Consider the following 23037-nt stretch of genomic DNA (forward strand, 5'->3'; position numbering starts at 1 on the left):
TGGTTGCGGGAGCTGGATTTGAACCAACGACCTTCGGGTTATGAGCCCGACGAGCTACCAAACTGCTCCATCCCGCGACTGTGTTCTTGCTGTCCGTTTGGCTGTTGCCTTGGAACGAGCGCTATAGTATGGCGATAGCGTCATCGTTGCAAGTAAAAAAACACAATTATGTGTTAAGCGGTGATTTGCTGGCCAAGTTGGGCGGTGTTTAATCGTTTTAGGCATTTTTTAAGTAAAACAATTACAAACGAGAATGTTTTATGCCAAGTTTTAACCCATTTTATTAAGCGAAGAATCCCTTGAAGCAACTTTTATCAATATCGCTTTTAGCTCAACTGTTATCCCAACTGCACTAAAAATCAAAAAAGCCACTTTATTAGTGGCTCTTTTACCTAGATAGTATATCCAGATCAGTTCAATACAAGCTTCGGCTTTATTACCATAGGCCTATCATCTATAGGTAGATGCAGTAAAGCCGCAATAAAGGCTAATACAACAGTACTCCACCAAATCGGATCGTAACTGCCATAATAGTCGTAGATACGACCACCAACCCAGGCTCCCAGAAAACTGCCTAGCTGATGAGTAAAGAACACTAAACCATATAGCGTTGATAAGTAGCGCGCCCCAAAAATTTGCCTTACTAAGCCAGAAGTCAGCGGCACTGTGCCTAGCCAACAAAATCCAATCGCCGCGCCAAATACTGCAGCGGTATTATTAGTTACAGGTAAGGTCACAAAGGCAGCAATAACGACTGTTCTCACTAAATAGAGTGCACTCATTACATATCGCTTATTAAACCTATCCCCCATGACGCCCCAAAAGTAAGAGCCAAATATGTTAAATATCCCCACATAAGCCAAGGCTAAGGCAGCTGTTGAGCTATCCAAATGCTTATCTGCTAGATAACTGGGTAAATGAGTGGCAATAAACATCACATGAAAACCACAAACAAAAAAGCCCATATGAATAAGCCAGTAATTACGATTAGTACAGGCCTGTTTAAGTGCCTCAGTTAAGGTTTGGTCATCTAATTGCTCAGGACTCGTTTCACTTGGCTTCGCTGTTTTCATAAACGAAGCGAAAGCGAACATGAAACAACAAAGCAGTGCGAATACCTGTAGTGCAGTCTGCCAGTCAAACTCTGTAAGTAAACTTTGCGCTCCAGGGATCACCGCAAACATACCAAATGAGCCTGCAGCCGTGGTTAACCCAAATGCCTTTGCTGTATGCTCGGCAGGTACAACTTTGGCGACAGCGCCAAGCACCACCACATAACTGGTGGCGCTAAGTCCCAATCCAATCAACATGCTTATAGACACGTAAAACATCTCTGTTGTCGTTGATATAGATGTAAGCAGTAGCCCTAAACCATAGACTAACGAGCCGAGCATAATGATTCTTTTAGATCCAAACCTGTCTGCTGCCATCCCTACAAACGGCTGAAATACCCCAAACAATAAATTCTGCAACGCAATTGCTAGACTAAAAAACTCTCGCCCTTGATCAAAAGTTGTTGAAATCGGCATCATAAAGATCCCAAAAGACTGGCGGACCCCAAGACTGATAATAAGAATGCCAATACCTAACCAGACTAAAACGGGGAAGCGAAAGATACTCATTGGTGTACCTCATTTGCTACATGTGTATTGTCATTTATTGGTTTAGGGAGTTGATGGCAACCTACATCCGTTGCATTAAGGCTAAAAGCATCGAGTAGTGGTTTGCAGTAATGAACCAATATAAGAGTAAAAATTAACAAGGAGGTCATGCGCAGAAGCTGCGCGAATAGAGTTTGAGAACGCATGGATATTGAGGTTGAGAAAAGAAGAGGCGCATCCTACAGCGGCGTAAAACATGAGGCAAATGAATAATCAGAAACAACACTATGCATAGAATGCATGTGAGCTAACTGTCACTAATAAAAAACGGGCATTCAATACTGAATGCCCGTTTCATTTTTACCCGATGCTCGCCTAGTTATTTAAGGCATAACAGAGAGATTACTTACCCCAAGGGTTAGTTGGATCTTGTGACGCTGCAGGTCGTTTCGAGCCACTTTTGCGATTTTGCGCGTAAGAATCTTGTGCTCTTGGCTTATCTTTACTGAAGCGAGGGCGTGAACCATTCTTCTTCATTTCCTTATAGTTTGCCATGGCCTTAGTGCGCATTTCTGCAACTAATTCCACAGTCAACTTTTCAGGTTTACGCGGCACAATGCCATCGGCATAACCACGTTCGCGTGGTTTAAGTGCCATTTGTTCTTCATTGCCTTTTGGCATACGCTTAAAACGGTATAGGTAAAATGCTTCTACACGTTCCCTCGCCCACTCAGTCTTTTTCAAAAACTTAACGCATGAATCCATATTCGGATTTAAATTAAAGCACGCCAATCTAAGGGCGGCGTAAAGCACTTTATAGTCATAAAACTTCACAAGCTCAGTCAGCATGGTTTCAAGTTTTAAGCCGTGAAGCGGGTTGTTCTGTTGATGTTCAATCATGGGGCGTCCAAATATCGCAGATAATATGTAATGCGCTAGCAGCTATTAAATGAAAAACATTTAATAGCCACTAAAGACCAATCATAACGCTGGTCAAAACTATTTCCTAATAATAACAAGAAAAATCCTTTATCACCCTATCAAATCGTTCTGCGCCATCATTTATTGATGAAAGCCAACTCCAACATCATAAATATCAAACGATTCATCGCATGATTGCTCGACATCTAAGCACCTACCTCTGTATAATCCGCGGCTGTTTTGCCTCTCGAGCAGGATTAGTCTCCCTAACCTGTTAGCGTCTATGGCTTTCACTTTATATTATTCACTCAGGATACTCTTTTGATTTCTACCGCAAATATTACGATGCAGTTTGGCCCAGAGCCATTATTCGAAAACATTTCCGCTAAGTTTGGTAACGGCAATCGCTACGGCTTAATCGGCGCAAATGGTTGTGGTAAATCCACCTTTATGAAGATCCTCAGTGGCGAGCTTGCACCGACTTCAGGTAATGTTTCAATTACTCCAGGTCAAAAAGTCGGTACCTTGAGCCAGAATCAGTTTGCATTTGAAGAATACAGCGTTATTGACGCGGTAATTCAAGGCGATACAAAACTGTGGGAAATCAAGCAAGAACGTGAGCGTATCTATTCACTGCCAGAAATGAGCGAAGAAGATGGTATGAAAGTGGGCGAACTTGAAAGTGAGTTTGCTGAAATGGACGGTTACAGCGCTGAAAGTCGTGCAGGTGAAATCTTACTTGAAGCCGGTATCGAAGAAGAGTTCCACTTCGGCTTAATGAGCCAGGTCGCACCCGGTTTTAAATTACGCGTACTATTAGCACAGGCATTGTTCTCAAATCCAGATATCTTGCTACTGGACGAACCAACCAACAACTTGGACATTCATACCATTAACTGGTTGGCTGAAGAGCTTAATAAACGCAAGTGCACCATGATCATCATTTCGCACGACAGACACTTCTTAAACACTGTTTGTACCCATATGGCAGATATCGATTACGGTGAGCTACGTATTTACCCAGGTAACTACGAGTACTTCATGGAAGCCTCTGCACTTATTCAAGAACAGCTACTTGCGGGTAACGCTAAGAAAAGCGCTGAAATGACAGAGCTACAAGACTTCGTTAACCGCTTTGGTGCTAACGCGTCTAAAGCGAAGCAAGCGAGTTCTCGTGCTAAGAAGCTTGAGAAAATCAGCTTAGATGAAGTCAAAGCGTCAAGCCGTATGACACCATCGCTTCGTTTCGAAGATGGTAAAAAAATGCACCGCCAAGCACTTATTCTTGAGAATGTCGGCCATGGTTTTGATGGCGAAACCCTATTTGAAGGCGGCGAATTAATCCTTGAAGCGGGTGCTAAGCTTGCCGTTATTGGTGAAAACGGTGTCGGCAAGTCAACTTTCCTACGCTGTTTAGTGAATGAATTACAAAACAACCATGGCGTCATTAAGTGGTCTGAAAATGCGTCTATCGGCTATTGTCCACAGGACAGCAGCAAAGACTTTGATAATGATCTAAGCCTATTTGATTGGATGTCACAGTGGCGCCTTCCAAAGCATAACGACCTAATGGTACGTGGCATGCTAGGCCGTTTATTGTTTACTGAAGACGACATCAATAAGAAGGCCCGTAACTGTTCTGGTGGTGAGAAAAACCGTCTGTTATTCGGTAAGTTAATGATGATGGACATCAACGTACTGGTAATGGATGAGCCAACTAACCACATGGATATGGAAGCGATCGAAGCATTAAACAATGCGCTTAAAGTGTATCAAGGTACGCTAATTTTCGTTAGCCATGACCGTGAGTTTGTTTCATCTTTGGCAACGCGTATTATCGATGTTAAAAACAAGAAGCTAATTAACTTCCAAGGTACCTTTAACGAGTACATGGCAAGTCAGGCTGAAAATGAAGCGAGTAATAAAGCCTAATTGAAGCTTGCTAACTTCGTAAGTAACGTAAGTATCTGGCCTCGCTAATCCCATACAAAAATGGCGCTAATCTTTTTGATTAGCGCCATTTTTGTATTGTTGCCCGCTTTACTTAATGAGCTTTAAATTTGAATACATTTACTCATGATCAAGATGGTATTGATATAAACCGCCAATGTCTGCACTGCACATTAACGGCATCGCGCCTTTAAGTTTCTCCAGCGGCCAATCCCACCACTTTATCTGTAACAGCTTAGCAATTAACTCTGGCTCGAATCTCAGCTTAACCAGCTTGTTACTGCCGACCACCACGCTATACGGCGCAACATCTTTTGAAATAACCGCTCTTGCGCCAATCACTGCACCGTCACCTATGGTCACCCCTGGCATGATCATCGCCTCAGAGCCAATCCACACATCGTTGCCGATAACTGTGTTGCCCGCACGCTCAAAACCACTGTTAACCCCATCACCAAAGGTCTCTTGGGAGAACGGATAGGTGGAGATCCAGTCCAGTCGATGACCCTGATTTCCCGCCAGCATAAAACACGCACCAGAAGCGATGGAGCAGAACTTGCCGATAATCAGCTTATCGACCTCACCAAAGACCCCCGCCTCCCACACATCTATGGTCGATCCATCACCAAGCAAGTAACGCACCGCTTGATCTTCGAACGATTTACCATGATAAAAGCCAGAGTAATATGAGTACTCTCCCACTTCGATATTCGGGTTAACGACTTGTTCTTTAAGTTTTTTAGAATCAAGCCAACTGGTGAACTGGTTCATTTAGACCTTGAAATGTTAATTTAGTAAATATCATGCAATAATCACTCAATCTTACAGCGCAATGCCAATGCCGACTGCGTTATCAAAATGATTATAATCAGAAATGGTCATTCCATAACCACTTTGAAGCTTTAGGTAACCTCTTAAACCTTTATATATTGGAAAGCGCCAGCTCAATTCTTCATAGCCTTTAGAAAAGCCACTTTCAACAAGGTTTCTTAAGGTTAGGCTCAGTTGATGCTCACCAAAATACCAATCCCCTTTAAGCGTTCCATAGCCCATATAGTCTTCAATATCAGGATTATAATCCGTGCCTGAAAAGTCCGCCCTCAGCCAAGGTTTTACACTGATTTCAATATCCTGGTACGCCAATGAAAACTCAAGATAAACACGGTTCCAACTTCGCTCATAAATGCCACCTTTGCCATTTGATTGGTGCTCGAAACCTAGGCTAGTGCTTTTCCAAGTATCGGCTGCGTCTCCGTGCTGCCAAAACCAGAACACTTGCGGTTGATACTGCGAATCTCGAAAATAGGCTGAGTCGTCATATGCCTGCCAATTAGATATTTGGCTGTAAGCGATGTAAAAGCCATCATTATCAGTGAATAGATTATTCGCGATGCCATATTTAAGGCTGAACTGAAACTGCACATTGGTTTCGCTGATCTCGTCATTATTTGGGTTTTGAGGAGCGTAGTAAGCTTGATTTGCTGATTGCGTTTGGTAAACCGGTAAAATGAAATTATTATCAAACACCGTAAGTGTATAAAGATCATCTGCAGGAGTTAAGCCTGCGACCCCAGTGATATCATTACTCACAGTGACCAGCTCTTTTGCCTGAAGTGAACCTGCAGCCAGTATGCTTGCCAGCAAAATAACATTGGTTTTAGTATTGGTTTTGGTTTTGATATTGCTTTTACGCTTCAAGTTATTTATCTCCCTCTTAAATAACGACGAACGACATCAACAATATACTTGTTTTTTCCAGATGTTCGCCTCAATATCTTAATATATTGGAATTATATTGATTTTACACCTTTCAGCGCTAACCTTCGCCATATAAACCAAAGGCTAAGATATTCCAAGGCGCCCTCCTTTTTAATGTTGAAAATGGTTAGCTACTTAAACCCTTTGATACATTGAGCGCCAGCTTGAAAAACAGCGGTTTTGAATAAAGTCTATTCGAATAGAGCCCATTTCAAATAGTGCAAATCTCGAAAAATGGCAATCTCGAAAAGTGGCAGTCTCAAAAGCCCATGAAAAAGGAGCCCATACAGGCCCCAGCAAAATATCTTAGCTAACCAGGATAAAACACGCTGACATTACATAAAGATAAACTGACGATAGAGTGCAATAAGCTGCTCTCGAACAAGCTTAGCTTCATCCACCCCGCCCTCATCGACAAACTGCAGTAACTCCTTCTCTTTGGCGGTGATCTGTTGACACAAGGCTGACAGGCTCGCACAAAACTGCGCCCTATCCATGTGGCTAACTGCTGCCTGAGTCTGACTATCGGTGTCGAGTTTACGCTTCGATGAAGTCGGCACAATCCCATTAGCCATGTTATAGATGATTTGATGGCCTCTGCGCTGGGATGACTCATCGATGGCACTTTGCATCGCAGTCGTCACCTTATCTGCGTATAAAATCGCTTTGCCGTTCTCGTTACGCGCTGCTCGTCCGATAATTTGAATAAGCGCCTGTTCTGAGCGTAAGAAACCGGCTTTATCGGCATCGAGTACCGCCACCAATGATGCCTCTGGAATATCTAAACCTTCACGTAATAGGTTAATGCCTATTAGTACATCGATCTCCCCTGCACGCAAAGAATTAATGATCTCTACTCTATCGTTGGTTTTAATATCAGAGTGTAAATAGCTGACTTTAATCCCTTTAGCAGACAAAAAGTCATTTAACGATTCAGCGCTTTTTTTAGTTAACGTGGTCACCAGTGTCCGCTCGTTGCGGCTAAGCCTAACGGATATCTCCTTGACGAGATCGTCAAGCTGCTCCTCAGAGGGGCGAATTTCAATTTCAGGATCGAGCAAACCTGTTGGACGGATAATCTGCTTAAATACCTGCTCTTTTGATTTTGATAGCTCGTAGTGGCTCGGAGTGGCAGATACAAAAATAGTTTGTGGTTTGATGCTCTCAAACTCAGTGAAGCTCAAAGGACGGTTGTTACGGGCAGAAGGGAGACGAAATCCAAAATCGATTAGAGTGTTCTTACGGCTCTGATCACTCTTATACATCGCCGATATCTGCGGGATCATCACATGTGACTCGTCAATAAACAGCAAGCCATCAATGGGCAGATAGTCGAATAGCGTCGTTGGCGGTAACTGTGGATCACGTTGATTGAGATAGGAGGCGTAGTTCTCTATACCTGGGCAGTAGCCCTGTAGTCGTAACAACTCGAGGTCTGATATGGTGCGCTCATATAACCTCGCCGCCTCAGTCAGCCTATTTTCAGCGTTAAGTATGGCAACTTGCTGCTCCATGTCTGCCATGATCTGCTCGCAAGCGATTTCTACCTGCTCTAGAGATACCGAGTACAAGGTTTTTGGTGAAACGCAATATTCAGTAATCGCCTCGAGCTGTTCGCCACTGATGGCATCAATCCAATAAAGCTGACTGACTCGTCCAGCTTCAATTTCAACTGTCAGCGCCTGATGCTCAGAATCGGCAGGAAAGATATCAATCACTCCCTCACGTACTAAAAATGTCGCGCGCTTGATGGTGCGATTACAACGTATGTACTGTAACCGCTCTAGACGTGCAATTAAGTCATGAAGTTCTATCTCTTGCCCTAACCAGAGCTTCACTTGCAAGGAACGGTATGCCTCAGGATCGCCCAAGCCATATATCGATGAAACAGACGCCACAACGATAACGTCTCTACGCTCAATCAAGGCCTTAGTCGTCGATAGGCGTAAACGCTCTAAATGCTCGTTAATGGCAGAGTCTTTACGAATGAAACGGTCGCTACCGGGAAGATAGACTTCAGGCTGATAATAATCGTAATAAGAAACAAAGAATTCGACGGCATTTTCAGGAAAGAAGTGCCTCATCTCACTATAAAGCTGCGCGGCTAAAGTCTTGTTATGGGCCAGAATAATCGTTGGACGATTCAGCCTATGGATGATGTTGGCTACGGTGAATGTTTTACCCGATCCCGTTACCCCTTTTAAGGTCTGATGGCTCTCCCCACTATCAATCCCATCGACTAAGCGGGCAATGGCTTCAGGTTGATCGCCTGAAGGCGGATAGTTGGAATGTAAGATAAAGGTATTTTTTGACATAAGCACTCGCCTTTAATCAAGTCTTGCTGCGTAGTCTGTACACATTGCAGCAGCTTATATTAACTATAGAGTATCAAGCTTAGTCGATGACTAGGCGGGCGGTTTTTCTATTCGAAACAACCTTGATGTCGCTATGGGTTTTAGTTTCATATTGCTTACTCTCGGCTCTCGCCCTTAACTCTGTCTCTCGGCTTCAATAGGACTGAAATAGGCCTTAATATCGCTCAATCAGACAACATTCATTACAGGCAATTATATACCGCCCAAGACCGATTTAAGCCGAATAACGTCGAATAAAATAAGCACGCCGACACTGCTTGCATCAAAAATAATCACCCCAACATCTTCAACCGAAGCGACCAACAACTCGTATCATCCCTACAATAAAACATTAGCACTTAGACAAGAAACAATAGACCGACTAATTTAGCCCTTAACTAAAGCCAAGTATCATCAAAATTATTGATGACACGTTTCACCTTTATTTTCACCATATCTTTAACTTACATTCACCGTCACTCTAACCTTAACGGCATAAGCATAACTAAGCCGCCGAGCTCTGTATTTTATCTGGTACATTGCAGGTGTACTGGCAACTTTCGGCCCCCGCTTTCTTATGCAAACTGCAGGCAAGAAAGGCCTTGCCTGTATGACTATTTGTGCGCTGAACTAATTTACCCGAAATGCATTTTGGGCAGACTGGACTCTTGTGGCCACATTTTGCTGAGCTGCAAAAGTGATGTGTTTCATTACGCAGCATAGGGGCACTTTGACAGACGCCGCATGCCTCAAGCTTAGTATCACAATAGTCTTGTCCTAAGGAGCAAGTGTAAAATAGACCATAACGCCCCTCTCTTGGGATGAGTTTCCCTTCGTTACACTCAGGGCAAGATAGCTGCTCGTGATACATGGGCGCCAGATCGCTGAGGTAAACACGAATATCGCCTTTAAAACCTCTGAGCTCTTTGACAAAGACAGACTCTTTACCTAATTCAGCCTGAACAAATACCGTCTGTTTTGCTCGTGACAGTGCAACGTAAAACAAGCGTCGCTCTTCGGTATCGGCGTAACTATCGAGCTTTGGCAACAAGGCCTCTAAGATAGGATCGCTATCTATCTTGCAAGGGAAACCATACTTGTCGTTATTCACGTCGAGCACGATAACATAGTCGGCTTGCTTACCTTTCGAGGCATGGGCTGAAAAACCAGAGATGGCAAACTGCGGATAACGCCTTTGCCAATGACTCAGCTCTTTAAGCGATGCGTTAAAGCGACCGATTAACATCACTGTCGCTCGCTTAGCTGCTTTTATATGCCTTGTGACCTCATCGATACTGTCAAATGCCTGAGTTATTGCCGTCTCTCTGTTGTTTATCATTAAGCAGACTTGTGGATTATCACTGCAGCTATGGGTCGTAAGGCGCTTCTTTAACTGGGCAGGGTTTGCCTGAACAAACTGTGAAGCCACCTTCTCAATTTTGTCGTTAAATCTGAAGGTCTTATCCAGCATAACGGTTTTAGTCGCGCCGAAGGTCTCACTAAACTGAGTCGTTAAACCCAGATTGCTACCGGTAAACCGATAAATCGCCTGCCAGTCATCGCCTACACAAAACAGAGCACAGCCTGGACTAGAGTCTCGCAGTTCAGTCACCAACTTGGCGCGCTCTGCGGAGATATCCTGAAACTCATCGACCATAATGTATTTATATCGAAAACGATCAGCCGTTTTCTGATGAAAATCTTTGGCTCGCGTTATCTTGAGCGCCTCGGCGATCATGTCAGAGAAATCTAAGGTATTAAGCGATTTAAGCTGCTTGTCATAACGGCTATAAACCCACCTGAATAAGTGTAAGAACGCCTTCCATCTGAGTTGGTTATAGGTGGAAGTCTTAGTGCCTTTCCCCTTTGCCATCTTAACGGCTTCAAGCCCTGCCAAGGTATATCCTGAAGACTTAAACAGCCCCAAAAAGCTGGACATCAAACGGCTCACATTACGATACACGCCTAAGTGTTTAACCTGAGCAAAGACTTCTTGTGGTGAAATAGGCTTAAAAAGCTGACTCTCTTCAAGGCCAAGTTGAGCACAGCGCTCACACAATAGCGCTTCAAGACTCTTCTCCAAACCGTCCTTTTCTGCCTGCCAGCTAAAGGTTTGCAACAGGCAAGTATTATGGCGCTTATGCAGCGCTATCTTCCACTCCCGACTCTGCTGGTACGCTTCTTTATCAATATCAGGACGAGTATTGCCCTGTTTATCCTGGCCAAAATGCTCAAGATAAGCATCAAGCAGCGGAATATAGAAATCAGGTTGATAGACGCTCTTTCCAGGTTCGGTGATCTCATTGCTGTTTTTAGAGTCATCTTTAGAATCAAGCTTTGAGCGATATCTAGGCTCATAGTCGAACTCGATACCGTGGGTATAAAGGTAGTTACAGATGGTGAGCTCTTGAAAACTCTTAACTCGGTCACCCGATAATGCACGGATCTCGTTGTTTTTAAGGTAGGAGCGATACTGACCCTGGGTGTTAAAGTCCAGCTCGTTGACCTGAGGATACAGATAGCGGCCAAAATAGTCAGCAACGGGATCCGCCATCTGTGGATCGGCAACAATAGCGTCGATCTGTTGATCAACAAATTGCGTAAGACGCTTATCATCACTGGCCAGCACAGACACTTGGGTCGAACGATTTAAGTAGTATTGTATAATCTCTTTGCCTAACGCATGAAAAGTACTGACCTTAACTCCAGCTAATGCCTCTGCTCCTTGGCTAGCATTTCCTGCAATGGAAGTTAACCGTTGTTCAAGTTCAACTCTGGCATCTCTACCGTAGGCCAGCATCAAGATCTCTTCAGGCTTCGCTAAACCTTGATTCACCAGATATGCCGCTTTTGCCGCCATGGTGCTGGTTTTACCTGTTCCCGCCCCCGCAATCACTAAGGTATTATTTTCATCGGTAACACAGGCTTGGCGCTGCAATAGCGTGAGTGGATTTGCTTCTAGCGAGTCAAACAGTGGCTGATGCGCATCTAGCTGCTTTTCCTGCCACCACTGGTTATATTTTTCAGTGAACGCCTCAGGCTGCTTAATAAACTTAGCGAGTCTGCAGTTAAAGGCACTGGTGTCAAAACCTAGTTGAGTAAAATGTTCTGCACAGCTAAATGCCGATAATGAATCTTGAAACTCATTCTGCAACAGGCTTTTATCTGAATCACGTAAATATCGCTTATGTAAACCAAAGCGGCTGTCAAAACGCGCAATATCAACAAGCAGCTCATCATAGCTCACTTGTAGCGCCGCTTTGCTTTGCAACAGATGGTTTTTCAGGGCGTATTTAAACAGAGGTTTACTGTCGATAAAGCGGAAAAAGCTAAAGCGCGTATCTCCCCAAACTAATGTTTGAGTAAACCAGCCTTCTCGCACCTCAACGGTTTGATTAAACTGCGGGTAGGCATAGAGCTTACCGTTTATGGTTAATCCCTGTTCGCAAAGTTTGGCACCATTACAGAATATGATCCCTTGCAGAAAACCGAACTCAACAGAATGTCGCCTAAGCTCCATTTACAACCTCTGATTGGTAAAATACCGCCGCATAGTATCAAGTTATCTCAGTCGCAAATAGCGGTAATCTTGCGTGTGCTTAAATATTTACCAAGACGCTATAACGGCAAATGGTGCTGTAAATTGTCTATAAAAACAGCAAGGTAAATCACGTGGGCTTTTTTAGCTTTTTTTACATATAAAACCTGCATGACAAGCGTGATTAACCACACAAAAACGAATTGAAAGCGACTAAATGAGGTTCAGTATCACATACCTATTAATTACTAAATGCTAGCCTTTATCTCAATTCATAGCACCTCAAAGCAATATAAATGCTATGTAATATCATCTAGATAACAGATCCATTGATGGAATGAAAAAGGGTTCACCATAATGAAAAAAGTACTAATTGCAGGTCTTGTAAGTTGTTTATTCGCAGGTACCGCTGTCGCTGAAAACCTAGACAAAGATACTGCGCTTGGCATGGCAAGCCTCATGATTTGTACAACGTTTTATGCAGAACAAGATATGCAAATCGAAGGCAGCATTGTTGGCCAATCTATGATGATGCATAAAGATGCAGGCATCGAAGAGATGATCATGTCAAAAGAAACCAGTGAAGCATTAGATGCTTACATGGACCAATTCAAAGCAGCGAATAAAGAGCAGCAAATCAAGATATGTGACCAAGCAATTAAGTTTGCTCGCGAAAGTGATTTTGTTACAGCTGAATAGCCGAGACATTTGGCTACACGCTTAAACAATTGATAGCCCCGTACGGGGTTATCTTGTTTAAACGCTTTCATAGACTAAACCCGTTCAAGCTTTATCGCGCTAAAGCAAGCTTCAGGGCGACTCCTAATTAATTCGAGTTGAGCCAACAGAAGCTCAAGTCTTAGCCTTATGTCATAAGCCTTATTTCTTATGTAATATGCTTTAAGCCATCAGTAAACTCGTTTTTGATTACGGGTATAAGTTGGGATCTCAAGCTCCGTTGTAAATTGGTCACAGCTCTTTTCCCTTACCGACTTCTCTTTTAAAAAGTCATGTAAATTTAACAGCTCAGATGATTCAAAACGGTGATTATGAGATTTGCCACCTGCTGGTCTTTGCTGTTCGACTAGGAGCTGATTTAGTAAAGACTGATCTACCAAGGCCTGCTCTACATAAGCGTTTAAGCTGTCAGCCTCATCTTGCATACCTGTTGCAATCACCATCAACTCAAGCTCACAATCCAGATCTGGGACTATGGTGAGGCCAATAATCACCAGCGCAGCGGGATCAAGCTGTTCCTGCAGCGTTTCACCTATACTATTGTACTGATTAAGCTCAATATTTTCTGTTGCCATCACACTTACAATCGCACCTTGCGCCTTAGATAGATCGCACTCTTCTAACAGGGGGTTCTTAAGGGCCTTATTGATGGTCTGTTGCAGATCTTCGCCTGCCATCTGTCTGGCCACTCCCATTGCCGCGCGCCCTTGGTGACTCACCACAGCGATAAAATCATTGAGATCAATATTAATCAAACCAGACTGGCTAATGGTCGTGGTTAACCCCTGTAATACATCTTGCAAGATGCGGTTACTCTCATAAAAGGCGTTAACTAAACTGACCTTCTTATCCAGTGTCTTAACCAGCTGATCGTTAGGCAGCACGATTACCGCGTTGGCATGCTGCATCAGCTCATCCACACCTTTTTTCGCCATTAACCCTCTTTGATGGCCTTCAAAATTAAATGGCGTGGTCACCACAGCCACTAAAGGTTTATTGAGCTCAGTCGCGACTGATGCCATAAAAGGAATGGCGCCAGTACCCGTACCGCCGCCCATTCCACCCGTTATAAAGATAATATCTGCCAACTCAATGTATTCTCTAAGCTCAGCCTCTGACTCTGCAGCGGCGTCATAGCCTTTTTGTGGTCTAGCACCGGCTCCTAAGCCTTTGGTTGCCTCAAGGCCAATCTGTAGTCGGGTACTGCACTGTGAGACATGTAAAGACTGTGCATCAGTGTTAACCGCAATAAGCTGTACATTGTCAGCTAACACGGACTGACTGAGTTGATTAATTGAATTACAACCACATCCGCCAACACCAAATACGGCTATTCGTGGTGCTTGGTTATTTTGAGTATGCAAATCGAACATTTGCCCTTCTCCTAGGTATTGTCATTTGACTTAGATAGTACCGAGGAGATTAACCTAGCTATGCGACAGACTCGGTCGTAGCATTTTGATATTGCGTATTTACTTTACCGATCAACCGGGTGAAATGATCACGAAGCTTTGGCGGAGAAACGACTTCTACGCTATCAGCCATGGCCCACAAAAACTCTCTTAATCTTGGTGTATCACACACGCTCGCATTGAGACGATAATAGCCGTTTGCCAGTCGTTCAATCTGCTGATCTTCACTCAGTCTGGCGTTGCGCTGAATAAAGTTGGCCGACGGCGAAAGCAGTAACTCTAGAGCTATCGGCGTTGTGGCGCTTACTTCGCCGGTCAGCGTGATATCAAAATCATCACGTGTGATCGCATCACTATCGAGTAAGCGAATATTGCGCATTAAGTTAATGGGTTTTGCATAGCGCTTTATATGTGTCTTTCCCACAGTAAATGCCAGCATGATGATCCCATCCGAGATTTTTATCCCTTCGGGGTTAATCGGTCGGTAGTCTATCCAATAACTTTTGCCTTTAATAAATCGTTGAATTTCGCAGGCTATTTGTCGCTTGTTTAACAGCGCATCTTGTACAATTTCTAATGCGTGAGGATCGTGATCGTCGTAGGTAATAGGCAAAGGTGCTGGCAGTTGGGCGACGCGAAGCGCCCAGTACAGCCAGGGATTATCCGGATCCGTACCTAAAACTTGATCGGCACGTTCAAAATAAGGGGTAAGCTGCTGTAAACTTTTAGGCGGCAACAGTTGCTTGGCGTTGTGCTTTAACGTATGAAACGCCAATGCCATATGATGATCCATCAAGGTTAAGTTAAGACCCCGCCAGCAAGCCGCAATAGACCAGCCAAATGGTTTGCACCTATCATCCATCACTAAGCCAAACAGCCCCATGTCGTACATGGCTTTTAGCTCTCGCTGCACGGTTCTTAGGCCTATGTCATAGTCACGATTTTTTAGCTTTTCAGTGATCTCCTTGGCGGTAAACTTTCTAGGGTAACGCGGTATTTGCTCAAGCATAGCGATTTGGCGCTCGATATTGGTTTGCATCAAAAATTCTCTGATCAAAAGCTCTCTAATTTGCTGAGCGATTAGCATAATACACAGCTGCGACATATCTTGACGCAGGGGTAATATTTTATATCCAAATCATTAAAAGTCATCCACACGCTATGAAAAGTTCGATGAACAGCTCAAGCCACAGTAACTAATGCCTCAGTGACTATTATAAATATTCTCGAGATCTATCACGTCATCAAAGATAGATAACGCCCGAAGCCACTGTTAGCGTTGACTAAATGCTGCTGTAGCCCATAATCACAAGTAAACGTACTGCTAATGCCTTAGCTTACTGATATTTTTGGGAGCCTTTTTAATGAGTGGCCTTAAACTCAAACCGCACCACTTAGTCTTATTATTCGCTTTAGCGATCGCCTTTTATGCCTGTTATTTACTCATATCCCCTTATTTAGGCTCGATAGTACTCGGATTTATCGTGTCGATATTATTTCTCCCAATCCATACTCGGATTCAACAGCGCATGCCTAACAGCCCGAATATGGCCTCCGTGTTTTCGTGTACATTGGTGACAGTGATGGTGCTGATCCCATTACTGTTTGTAGCAATGGCCATTATGAATGAAGGCATCAACTTCATGACTAATGCTTATGCTTGGTTAACTGACGGCGGAGCAAAAAGCTTTCTTGCTCATCCCTATATTCAACATGGCATTGCCTTATTGAATAAGTGGCTGCCGTTCGACACAATTAAGATAGATGAACTCGTGCAACAAGCTGCCGGAAAAGTAACGCAACTGAGCAGCAGCTTATTAACTGCTAGTACAGGCATTGCCGGCGATGTAGCGGACACGGTTTTAGATTTTGGATTGATGCTATTTGTATTGTTTTTCTTTTTACGAGATCAACAGAAAATCATCGATAACACCCGCCACATCATTCCATTATCTCGCTCACAGCAAGGGCTTATCTTTAATGAAGTCGGTGTGGTTGCTAAGTCTGCCGTATTAGGTGCATTTCTTACTGCATTAGCCCAAGGCGCGCTCGGCGGAATAGCCATGTCGTTAGCCGGATTTTCGGGGTTATTCTGGGGCAGTATGATGGCCTTTGCTTCCTTTATCCCGTTTGTTGGAACCGCAATGATTTGGTTACCTGCCTCAATTTATTTGTTTATAACCGGCGACTGGCAATGGGCACTCTTTTTGATTGTTTGGGGGGTTGTGGTTATTGGCTCGATTGATAACTTTCTCAGACCTTGGCTCATGCAAGGTAATACAGGTATGAGTACCTTACTGTTATTTTTCTCACTACTAGGCGGTTTGCAGCTGTTTGGACTAATCGGCTTAGTCTATGGCCCTATTATATTTGCCGTAACCTTGGTTCTGGCTCGGTTATATGAGATTGAGTTTAAAGACTTTATTGAACAGCAAGATAAAGAGTAAACAACATAATACCAATTAGTATAAAGATTTGGTCGCTCAGCGAGAGTTTAGCGGCACTGAGACAAGGTCATTAAATGCTCCTGCATTAATGACATTCACCACATCCATGTGGTTTGCAACGAGTGCAGAGCATAGTTATTCTACGTTTAAGCTCCCTCTTTGTTTATTAAGAGTCGCAGTATCAGAGCCACTAAAACTCGCCATTCTGGAGCGTTTTTGGCTGCCTACTTCTGCGTTGAATAACTTCACAAGGGAGCAACCATTCTTTCAATTATTCGCCTTGAATTAGTTTGCCAAAAACGCTCTGAGTAGATCAACTTCTTATACTGATTGGTATAATACCTGTCATTTGAAAATCTTATTTACAAATGACAGGTATAAAATATGGCCGCTACTTGCTCCCGTCCAAACTTGATAGCTCCTGCTCAAGTTGCTTCAGCTTAGTGTTTTCACTCAATAGCTTTTGTTGATATTTATAGGTTTTATCTAAGTTACTCTCTTCTTCGGCTTCCTTTAAGTCAGCCTCGTACTTATCAATTTGTTGTTTTACTTCAGCTATCTCAGTAGTTAAGTCTTGCTTAAGGCCATCGTTAGTACAATTGGACTCAACGCCTTTTAACGCGGTTTCTAACCCCGCTACCTTATTTGTGTTGCCATGAGCCTTTGCCATGGTAATTTGCTTTTTTATCTCACAACTCTTTTTGTCACAGCCAACCATAGTGCTGCAATCTTTATGATGATCAGCAAAAGCGAGTTTTGGCACAAGTGTAAGGCTCAATGTGCAAGCCGTCATAGCAACGACTAACGCAGCGCGAGAGGATTTGTTTTTCATCATAATATCTCCATTTATTAATCATTGCGGATCCCGTATACGTTATCCTGCTATACGTATATAGACACTCCATCAACATACGTCCACTTATGGCTATTTTAAATCCTCATCAAATGCATTGTTTTCCTCTTCATATTTATTTCGACTTTATTCGAAACAAGAATTGACAAGCATCAGATAGCCGCCTATATTTCGACTTTTACAGAAACTTCATAAGGATAGAGTAAAGTGCTAAGGAGCAGCATCAGATCGAAGTTAACTATGTCATTAACAACGTCATTAACAATGACGATAAAAAGCGATTTTTAGTTCTGTCTTATCAAGAACCCATTAAACAATTAGCGGCGGACACCATGATTAACGACACAAGCAAACAAGCTTCACAAGATGCCATTGAGTGGGCGTTAAGCCATGGTATGGCGCTAAAAACCACGCCATATTCTGCCGTACACACTGCTTTTAGTTTAACGCCAACACCTATTTCGACAGCGCGCTATCAAAAGCTAACCTCATCGGTAGGCCTATTGGGCAAGTTAGTTCATTTTGCATCCGAAGATGCTGAGTTTCTTAACCAAGCGATCGCGCCGATCACCAAAGGCGATCCTTTCTTTAATGCCTTATTAGAGATGCATCAGGCGATTCACCAACCTAATCAGCAACTTACTCATCAACCTAATCAGCAAGAGTCGCAAAGTGCTAAGCGCTTACCGCTATTAATTATGCGCAGCGACTTTATGGATGATGCCAGCTTAGGTCCAAAACTGATTGAGTTTAACGGTATCGCCGCAGGCATGGGCCCATTCGGTCAACGCGTGCATGAGCTACACAAGTTTTTGCAGTTACAAGCGCCAGAAGCCTTTAGTGAGTGGTCAACGCCAACAACAGGGAAGCTCGTTGCCAACCACGCGCTAGAGAACTTAGCCCAAGGCATAGCTAACGCCACACATAGAATTAATGCTGAGTTTGCTGCCATTGAGCAATCTTCAATTGATAACACCACGAACGCGCCAACCTTTTTAATGGTTGTGCAAGCTGGTGAAGACAATGTTTACGATCAACACCTACTAGAACACGCCCTGCAATCTAAAGGCATACGAACCATTAGACGCACGTTTAGAGAGTTGCACGGTAAACTTAAAACTGGCGATAACCATAGATTGTTACTCGACGGTGTCGGCGCAATCGATACCGTATATTTACGCGCAGGCTACCAATATTGTGACTACCACGCCAACGACATCATCAGCCGAGTGTGCTGTGATGCATTAATGCAAACCCGTATCTTTATTGAAAAACACCGCGTTGCCGTTAACGCCACGGTTAGTCAACAATTGGCCACCAGCAAACGGGTACAAATGTTATTGTCTTCAATGGAGCCATGTACCCTCACCCGTTTTGGCTTAAACATTGATGAGGCAATAGCCGTTAAGGAATTACTCGGTGAAATGATTGCCGTCACTAAAGACAGCGCCGCAATAGTAGCGAATGGCAGCAACAATGATTGGGTACTAAAAAACCAAGGTGAAGGTGGCGGCCACTGCATATTTGGAGACGACATTTTGCCAAAACTTGCTGCATTGCAACCCCACGAATACCAAGCCTGGTCACTAATGCGTAGACTGCACCCGAGTGCACGAGCAACGACCGCATTAACCGTGCGTAAAGGTGAGCTACAAAAAGTAGACGATCTCATCAGCGAAATTGGCATGTTTACCGTGCATATTGACGGCAAGCCTGCGATAGATGTGAAAAAGCTAGAAGTTGAGACATTAGCTGTTGAAAAGTTTGATGTTAAACCGTTAGAGGTTCACGGTGTAAACGAGCAAATTACAGATAAAATAGCTTACGCCGGATATTTGATAAGAAGTAAATCAGCCCGCAGCACCGAAGGTGGCGTACACAGCGGCATGGGCGTATTGGATTCGCTAGTGTTTATTGATTAGTGTTTAGTGATTAGCTACAGATATGAACACAACAATTAACGGGCGAGTGTAAGTTCTAGAGACTGCCGCTAAACGTTAAACACTAATACTTAGCATTACATATAAACAACCGAAGATTTTGAATATTGTCAATCCAGACAATGCAGAGGTTCAATCAGATGGTCCGCCTCCGTGTTTGAAAAGCCGTAAGGTTGAGGCGAACCATCATAATTAAGCCACTCAAACAAATTTGAGTGGCATTTTTCAAGTTAAAGCATTAATCAAGGTGTTCGCATCGGCCAAACTCAGCCCCAGCGTTAACCTTATTGATTAAGCCTTTAGGGAAACCTGTTTTCACCGATTGTCCATTTTCACAAACATATACCTGATCCATGTTCACATGGTAAGACATAGGCACACCTGCAATCCCTCCTACCATTTCAGAACCTGAACCACTGATCGATAGTGGGTTGTTCATATAAGCATTTTCAGCTTCCATGACTCCCTGCTTTGCGAAAAATTCAGGTAGAGGCATCCAACCAATGGTGTCGATGTAGATGGCACCAACAAACCCAGCCCAAAAGTCACCCGCTCGTGCAATGATAACGCTACCATCATCATTCATATCAAACGGTAGAGTCGGTACTGCGCCAAACGTACTTTGCACCCATTCTGGACTCTCGAGTTCACACAAGTCTTGGCCCCACCATAAAAATGGAATGTCTTCGCACCAAGTCAGGCCACCGATATCAGTAAATGCCGCATCACCTTTCTTAGTGTGGTCCCACAGTAAGGCGTTACCATTTATCGTTCCTAAGGCAACGGTTTTACCATCGTAAGAAGCAGCATGAGATTCCGTCGCTCCAGCCTCTTCATAAAGGTTGATCATTTTTCCTTCTTTGATCCAAGCTACAGCTTCCCAACCGTCAGCGGATCCAAGCACAACCTCACCATTACCTGAGATAGAGTGCGCTCTGACCCAGCTATAGTAATCCCAGTTAACGTCACGAGTATCTAGCTCATGCATACCGGCTTTGGGTGTCCAAATAAAGGGAACCATCTCACCTTTACCATATTCGGTGCAGTAGCCGTTGTTATTTACATCTTTGTAGGCTAGTCCGACTACTGTATTACCAGCATCATCGATATCCCAAGCAGATGCCGCTTGCGTGCCTTCCATACCAGAGCCACCACATGCGTTTCCGGTGAAATCACCTAAAGACATAGCACCGTTTGCGCTAGTCCAAATCGCTGGTGCGCTAACGCCATTACCATCTAAGTCAGAGTTAACCAATAACTTCTTACCGTTACGGTTCATCTTGCCACTACTTGCAGAGATGTACTCAGGCAGGATAGTAAAATCTTTATTCTCTTCCCATGTAAAACCGATCCCGTTAATCACACCCATAGAAGAACGACCATTTTTAGCCAGATCCGTTAGATGCGCATTCACAATCGGTCTAAATTCGATACCATCACTGTAGCCATTAAAGGTTAAGTCGGCTTGTTTCGTCTTACCGGCTTCAGCAACAATTGCAGTCACGTCACAGGCACTATCGGTTACGGGGTTACTCCCTTCTGCTTCATTCCAATATTCTGCAACTGAAACTAAAGGAGTTTGACGAGTTGGATAGCCCCCTTGATGGATCTCTTCTGTATATAAAACATAACTTTGCCCAGGAGTTAAACCATTGATTTTAAATGAACCATCAGGCCCAATCTTACCCTGAGTTAAATTACCAGATTGAGCAGATACAGCATCAAAAAGCGGATCATTGACATTACGGGCAATGATATTAATTCCACTATATTCTGTTTGACCGTCTTTTAATCTTAGTGTGCCTTCAATAGAGCCAAACTGGCTCATATATTCGGCAGTTGGATAAAGGTTCGAAATCGACACTCGGTCATCAAGTACATTCACCGTACTTTGACTCACACCGCCAGCACCATTGTGACGAATAAACGGGAACATGGTTTCGATAATATCGGGATCGGCTGGGTTGCCTCCCCAATCTGCTGGATATTCATAATCATGAATAGCCTCAACATCACAGCCCGCAACACCTGGATAAAGTGGCGCTCCAGGCCAACTTAAATAAGCCAATTGGCCGTTTGTCTGCGAGTGCGACAAGTTCAATGCATGGCCAAATTCATGGGTAAATACCCCAGCAACCTGATCGCCATCAGTATCTTGTACATAAACATTCCAGCCATTCAGCACGGCAGTTGCTTCTGTGATAGTACCGTCTTCGTCAGCCCATTCAGGAAAGGCGATGCCGAGTACGGCTGATTTAGGTATACCAAAAAAGTCTTCTAAAATACTGCCATCTGTATCATATAAGACATAAAAACCATATCCGTTTTCAACAGTATAAATTTGAGCAGCGTTGGCGCCAGTCACATCTGCAATACCAACTTGCTCCTCTATCGTGCCCGCAATGTTGGCCTCAAAAGTTGATGTTTCAACATTATTCCACTGATCGAAAGCAAATTGGGTGATTTCATTTGCACGGTCAATTGACAGGAAAACACTGCCATCATAATCAAAAGTAAACGCAGCGCCGCCATCGACATAAACCGGAATAGATCCTGCTGATGTATCCCATCTATAGGGCTGAGGATTTGCGCTATCAGTGGTATAGAGTGGGCCAGCAGCCATGACACTGCCAGACGTTAAAAACATGGCTATTGCCAGTGTAGATTTAGATAGTTTCATTATTTCATCTTCCCATTGTCAATCCACTGCTGCGAAACGGCGCGCCCAACAACACTCATAAAGAAAGTTGCACTGATAGCCGTAGGGTTCGTCATCATATTTTGTTCTTCATGAGTTAATAAGCCAGGAGCAAACTCCACATCGTTAAAGATCCCCTCGTTATTAAACTCGTTAACAACATTGCCATTCACTAAGTTGAACTTTCCATGAGCCATACCAGCAGTCGTACGCAAACCTGTTTGCTTTGCTGACTTGTACATAAAGGCGATAACTGTCTCCCCTTTATTCCAGCGCGGAAAGCCTTCAGGTGCCATTGCAAGCATCTGTCGACCGTTTGACATTACACGAGGCTTTAATAAACCAAATTGACGAAATGTATAAGTAGAGTTTTTAGCGTGCTGACCTTTTGCCGCACTACCGATCTTAATGCTGACTTCCGTGTAGGGGATCCCCTTGTCAGTTAAACCGTCGGTTACCTTCTCTACTTGCCCAGAGATAATACTTTCTGAGGAATCAATTAATTGTGTAAGATTTTGAGATTTTAATTTTGCCGCTTGCGCCATGGGTGCTAACAGGATTAAAGCTGTTAGCAGCGCTGTAACGCTGGCAATACTTTGCTTGAGTTTCATACACCGTCCTTATTTGTTATTTATGAGTAGATATTCGTTATATGTGAGTAGAATCGCTACTGATTAATAACCGTACCTGAAAATGATTGAGTGAAATATCGGGGAAACCCTGATTTTTCTGAAACAGATCCAAAGCCAACCGACAGCCAAGCGAAAGTTAATTAAAAGTTAAATTTGCTTATTATTTGCTACATCGATACCTTGTAACATCACTTA

Annotated in this window: 15 protein-coding genes and 1 tRNA gene; 4 read left to right on the forward strand and 12 right to left on the reverse strand. The window is 43.6% G+C overall.

The genetic code is table 11. From position 1 onward, the window contains the following. The 3 genes from Q1A86_RS17305 to Q1A86_RS17315 form a co-directional block, all read right to left on the reverse strand. Positions 1–77, reverse strand: a tRNA-Met gene (locus tag Q1A86_RS17305). Positions 78–410: 333 nt separating this feature from the next. Beyond that, positions 411–1622: an MFS transporter gene (locus Q1A86_RS17310; protein WP_299809333.1), complete on the reverse strand. Its 1212-nt coding sequence runs from the start codon at positions 1620–1622 to the stop codon at positions 411–413. A 381-nt stretch (positions 1623–2003) separates the two neighbouring features. Further along, positions 2004–2501, reverse strand: coding sequence for a VF530 family DNA-binding protein (locus tag Q1A86_RS17315; RefSeq protein ID WP_299809336.1), 498 nt, complete (start codon positions 2499–2501; stop codon positions 2004–2006). Between the two features lie 342 nt (positions 2502–2843). On the opposite strand from Q1A86_RS17315, the gene Q1A86_RS17320 reads away from it, so the two are divergent. Then, positions 2844–4454: an ABC-F family ATPase gene (locus tag Q1A86_RS17320; protein ID WP_299809339.1), complete on the forward strand. Its 1611-nt coding sequence runs from the start codon at positions 2844–2846 to the stop codon at positions 4452–4454. A 138-nt stretch (positions 4455–4592) separates the two neighbouring features. Here Q1A86_RS17320 and Q1A86_RS17325 read toward each other — a convergent pair whose 3' ends face one another. The 4 genes from Q1A86_RS17325 to Q1A86_RS17340 form a co-directional block, all read right to left on the reverse strand. Then, positions 4593–5243 (reverse strand): CatB-related O-acetyltransferase, encoded by a 651-nt coding sequence (locus tag Q1A86_RS17325; RefSeq protein ID WP_299809341.1) that lies wholly within the window; start codon positions 5241–5243, stop codon positions 4593–4595. Between the two features lie 51 nt (positions 5244–5294). Next, complete coding sequence (locus Q1A86_RS17330; protein ID WP_299809344.1) at positions 5295–6170, reverse strand: phospholipase A; 876 nt, start codon at positions 6168–6170, stop codon at positions 5295–5297. A gap of 395 nt (positions 6171–6565) precedes the next feature. Then, the gene (uvrB, locus tag Q1A86_RS17335) at positions 6566–8545 is read right to left on the reverse strand and encodes an excinuclease ABC subunit UvrB (protein WP_299809347.1); all 1980 of its coding nucleotides are present in this window, start codon (positions 8543–8545) and stop codon (positions 6566–6568) included. A gap of 544 nt (positions 8546–9089) precedes the next feature. Beyond that, positions 9090–12104: a UvrD-helicase domain-containing protein gene (locus tag Q1A86_RS17340; protein ID WP_299809350.1), complete on the reverse strand. Its 3015-nt coding sequence runs from the start codon at positions 12102–12104 to the stop codon at positions 9090–9092. 375 nt (positions 12105–12479) lie between these two features. Between Q1A86_RS17340 and Q1A86_RS17345 the strand changes: the two genes are divergently transcribed. Continuing rightward, complete coding sequence (locus Q1A86_RS17345) at positions 12480–12821, forward strand: hypothetical protein (RefSeq protein ID WP_299809354.1); 342 nt, start codon at positions 12480–12482, stop codon at positions 12819–12821. Between the two features lie 209 nt (positions 12822–13030). On the opposite strand, the gene ftsZ is transcribed toward Q1A86_RS17345, so the two are convergent. Continuing rightward, positions 13031–14233 carry a cell division protein FtsZ gene (gene ftsZ, locus Q1A86_RS17350; RefSeq protein WP_299809357.1) on the reverse strand — a complete coding sequence of 401 codons (1203 nt, stop codon included), beginning with the start codon at positions 14231–14233 and terminating at the stop codon, positions 13031–13033. Between the two features lie 58 nt (positions 14234–14291). After that, entirely contained in the window at positions 14292–15311 is a 1020-nt protein-coding gene (locus Q1A86_RS17355; RefSeq protein WP_299809360.1) for a YafY family protein, read from the reverse strand. 325 nt (positions 15312–15636) lie between these two features. Here Q1A86_RS17355 and Q1A86_RS17360 point away from each other — a divergent pair, with 325 nt between their 5' ends. Continuing rightward, positions 15637–16719 carry an AI-2E family transporter gene (locus Q1A86_RS17360; RefSeq protein ID WP_299809363.1) on the forward strand — a complete coding sequence of 361 codons (1083 nt, stop codon included), beginning with the start codon at positions 15637–15639 and terminating at the stop codon, positions 16717–16719. A 391-nt stretch (positions 16720–17110) separates the two neighbouring features. On the opposite strand, the gene Q1A86_RS17365 is transcribed toward Q1A86_RS17360, so the two are convergent. After that, positions 17111–17554, reverse strand: coding sequence for a DUF1090 domain-containing protein (locus tag Q1A86_RS17365; RefSeq protein WP_299809367.1), 444 nt, complete (start codon positions 17552–17554; stop codon positions 17111–17113). 350 nt (positions 17555–17904) lie between these two features. On the opposite strand from Q1A86_RS17365, the gene Q1A86_RS17370 reads away from it, so the two are divergent. Beyond that, a complete protein-coding gene (locus Q1A86_RS17370; RefSeq protein WP_299809370.1) occupies positions 17905–19494 on the forward strand; it encodes a glutathione synthase in 1590 nt (529 codons plus the stop codon). 256 nt (positions 19495–19750) lie between these two features. Here Q1A86_RS17370 and Q1A86_RS17375 read toward each other — a convergent pair whose 3' ends face one another. Both Q1A86_RS17375 and Q1A86_RS17380 read right to left on the reverse strand, forming a co-directional pair. Beyond that, positions 19751–22192, reverse strand: coding sequence for a hypothetical protein (locus tag Q1A86_RS17375; RefSeq protein WP_299809373.1), 2442 nt, complete (start codon positions 22190–22192; stop codon positions 19751–19753). Continuing rightward, positions 22192–22821, reverse strand: coding sequence for a hypothetical protein (locus tag Q1A86_RS17380; RefSeq protein WP_299809375.1), 630 nt, complete (start codon positions 22819–22821; stop codon positions 22192–22194). Before Q1A86_RS17380 ends, Q1A86_RS17375 begins: the two co-directional genes overlap by 1 nt. Positions 22822–23037: the final 216 nt, after the last annotated feature.

The sequence above is a fragment of the uncultured Shewanella sp. genome (assembly GCF_947497935.1).
Taxonomy (GTDB): Bacteria; Pseudomonadota; Gammaproteobacteria; order Enterobacterales; family Shewanellaceae; genus Shewanella.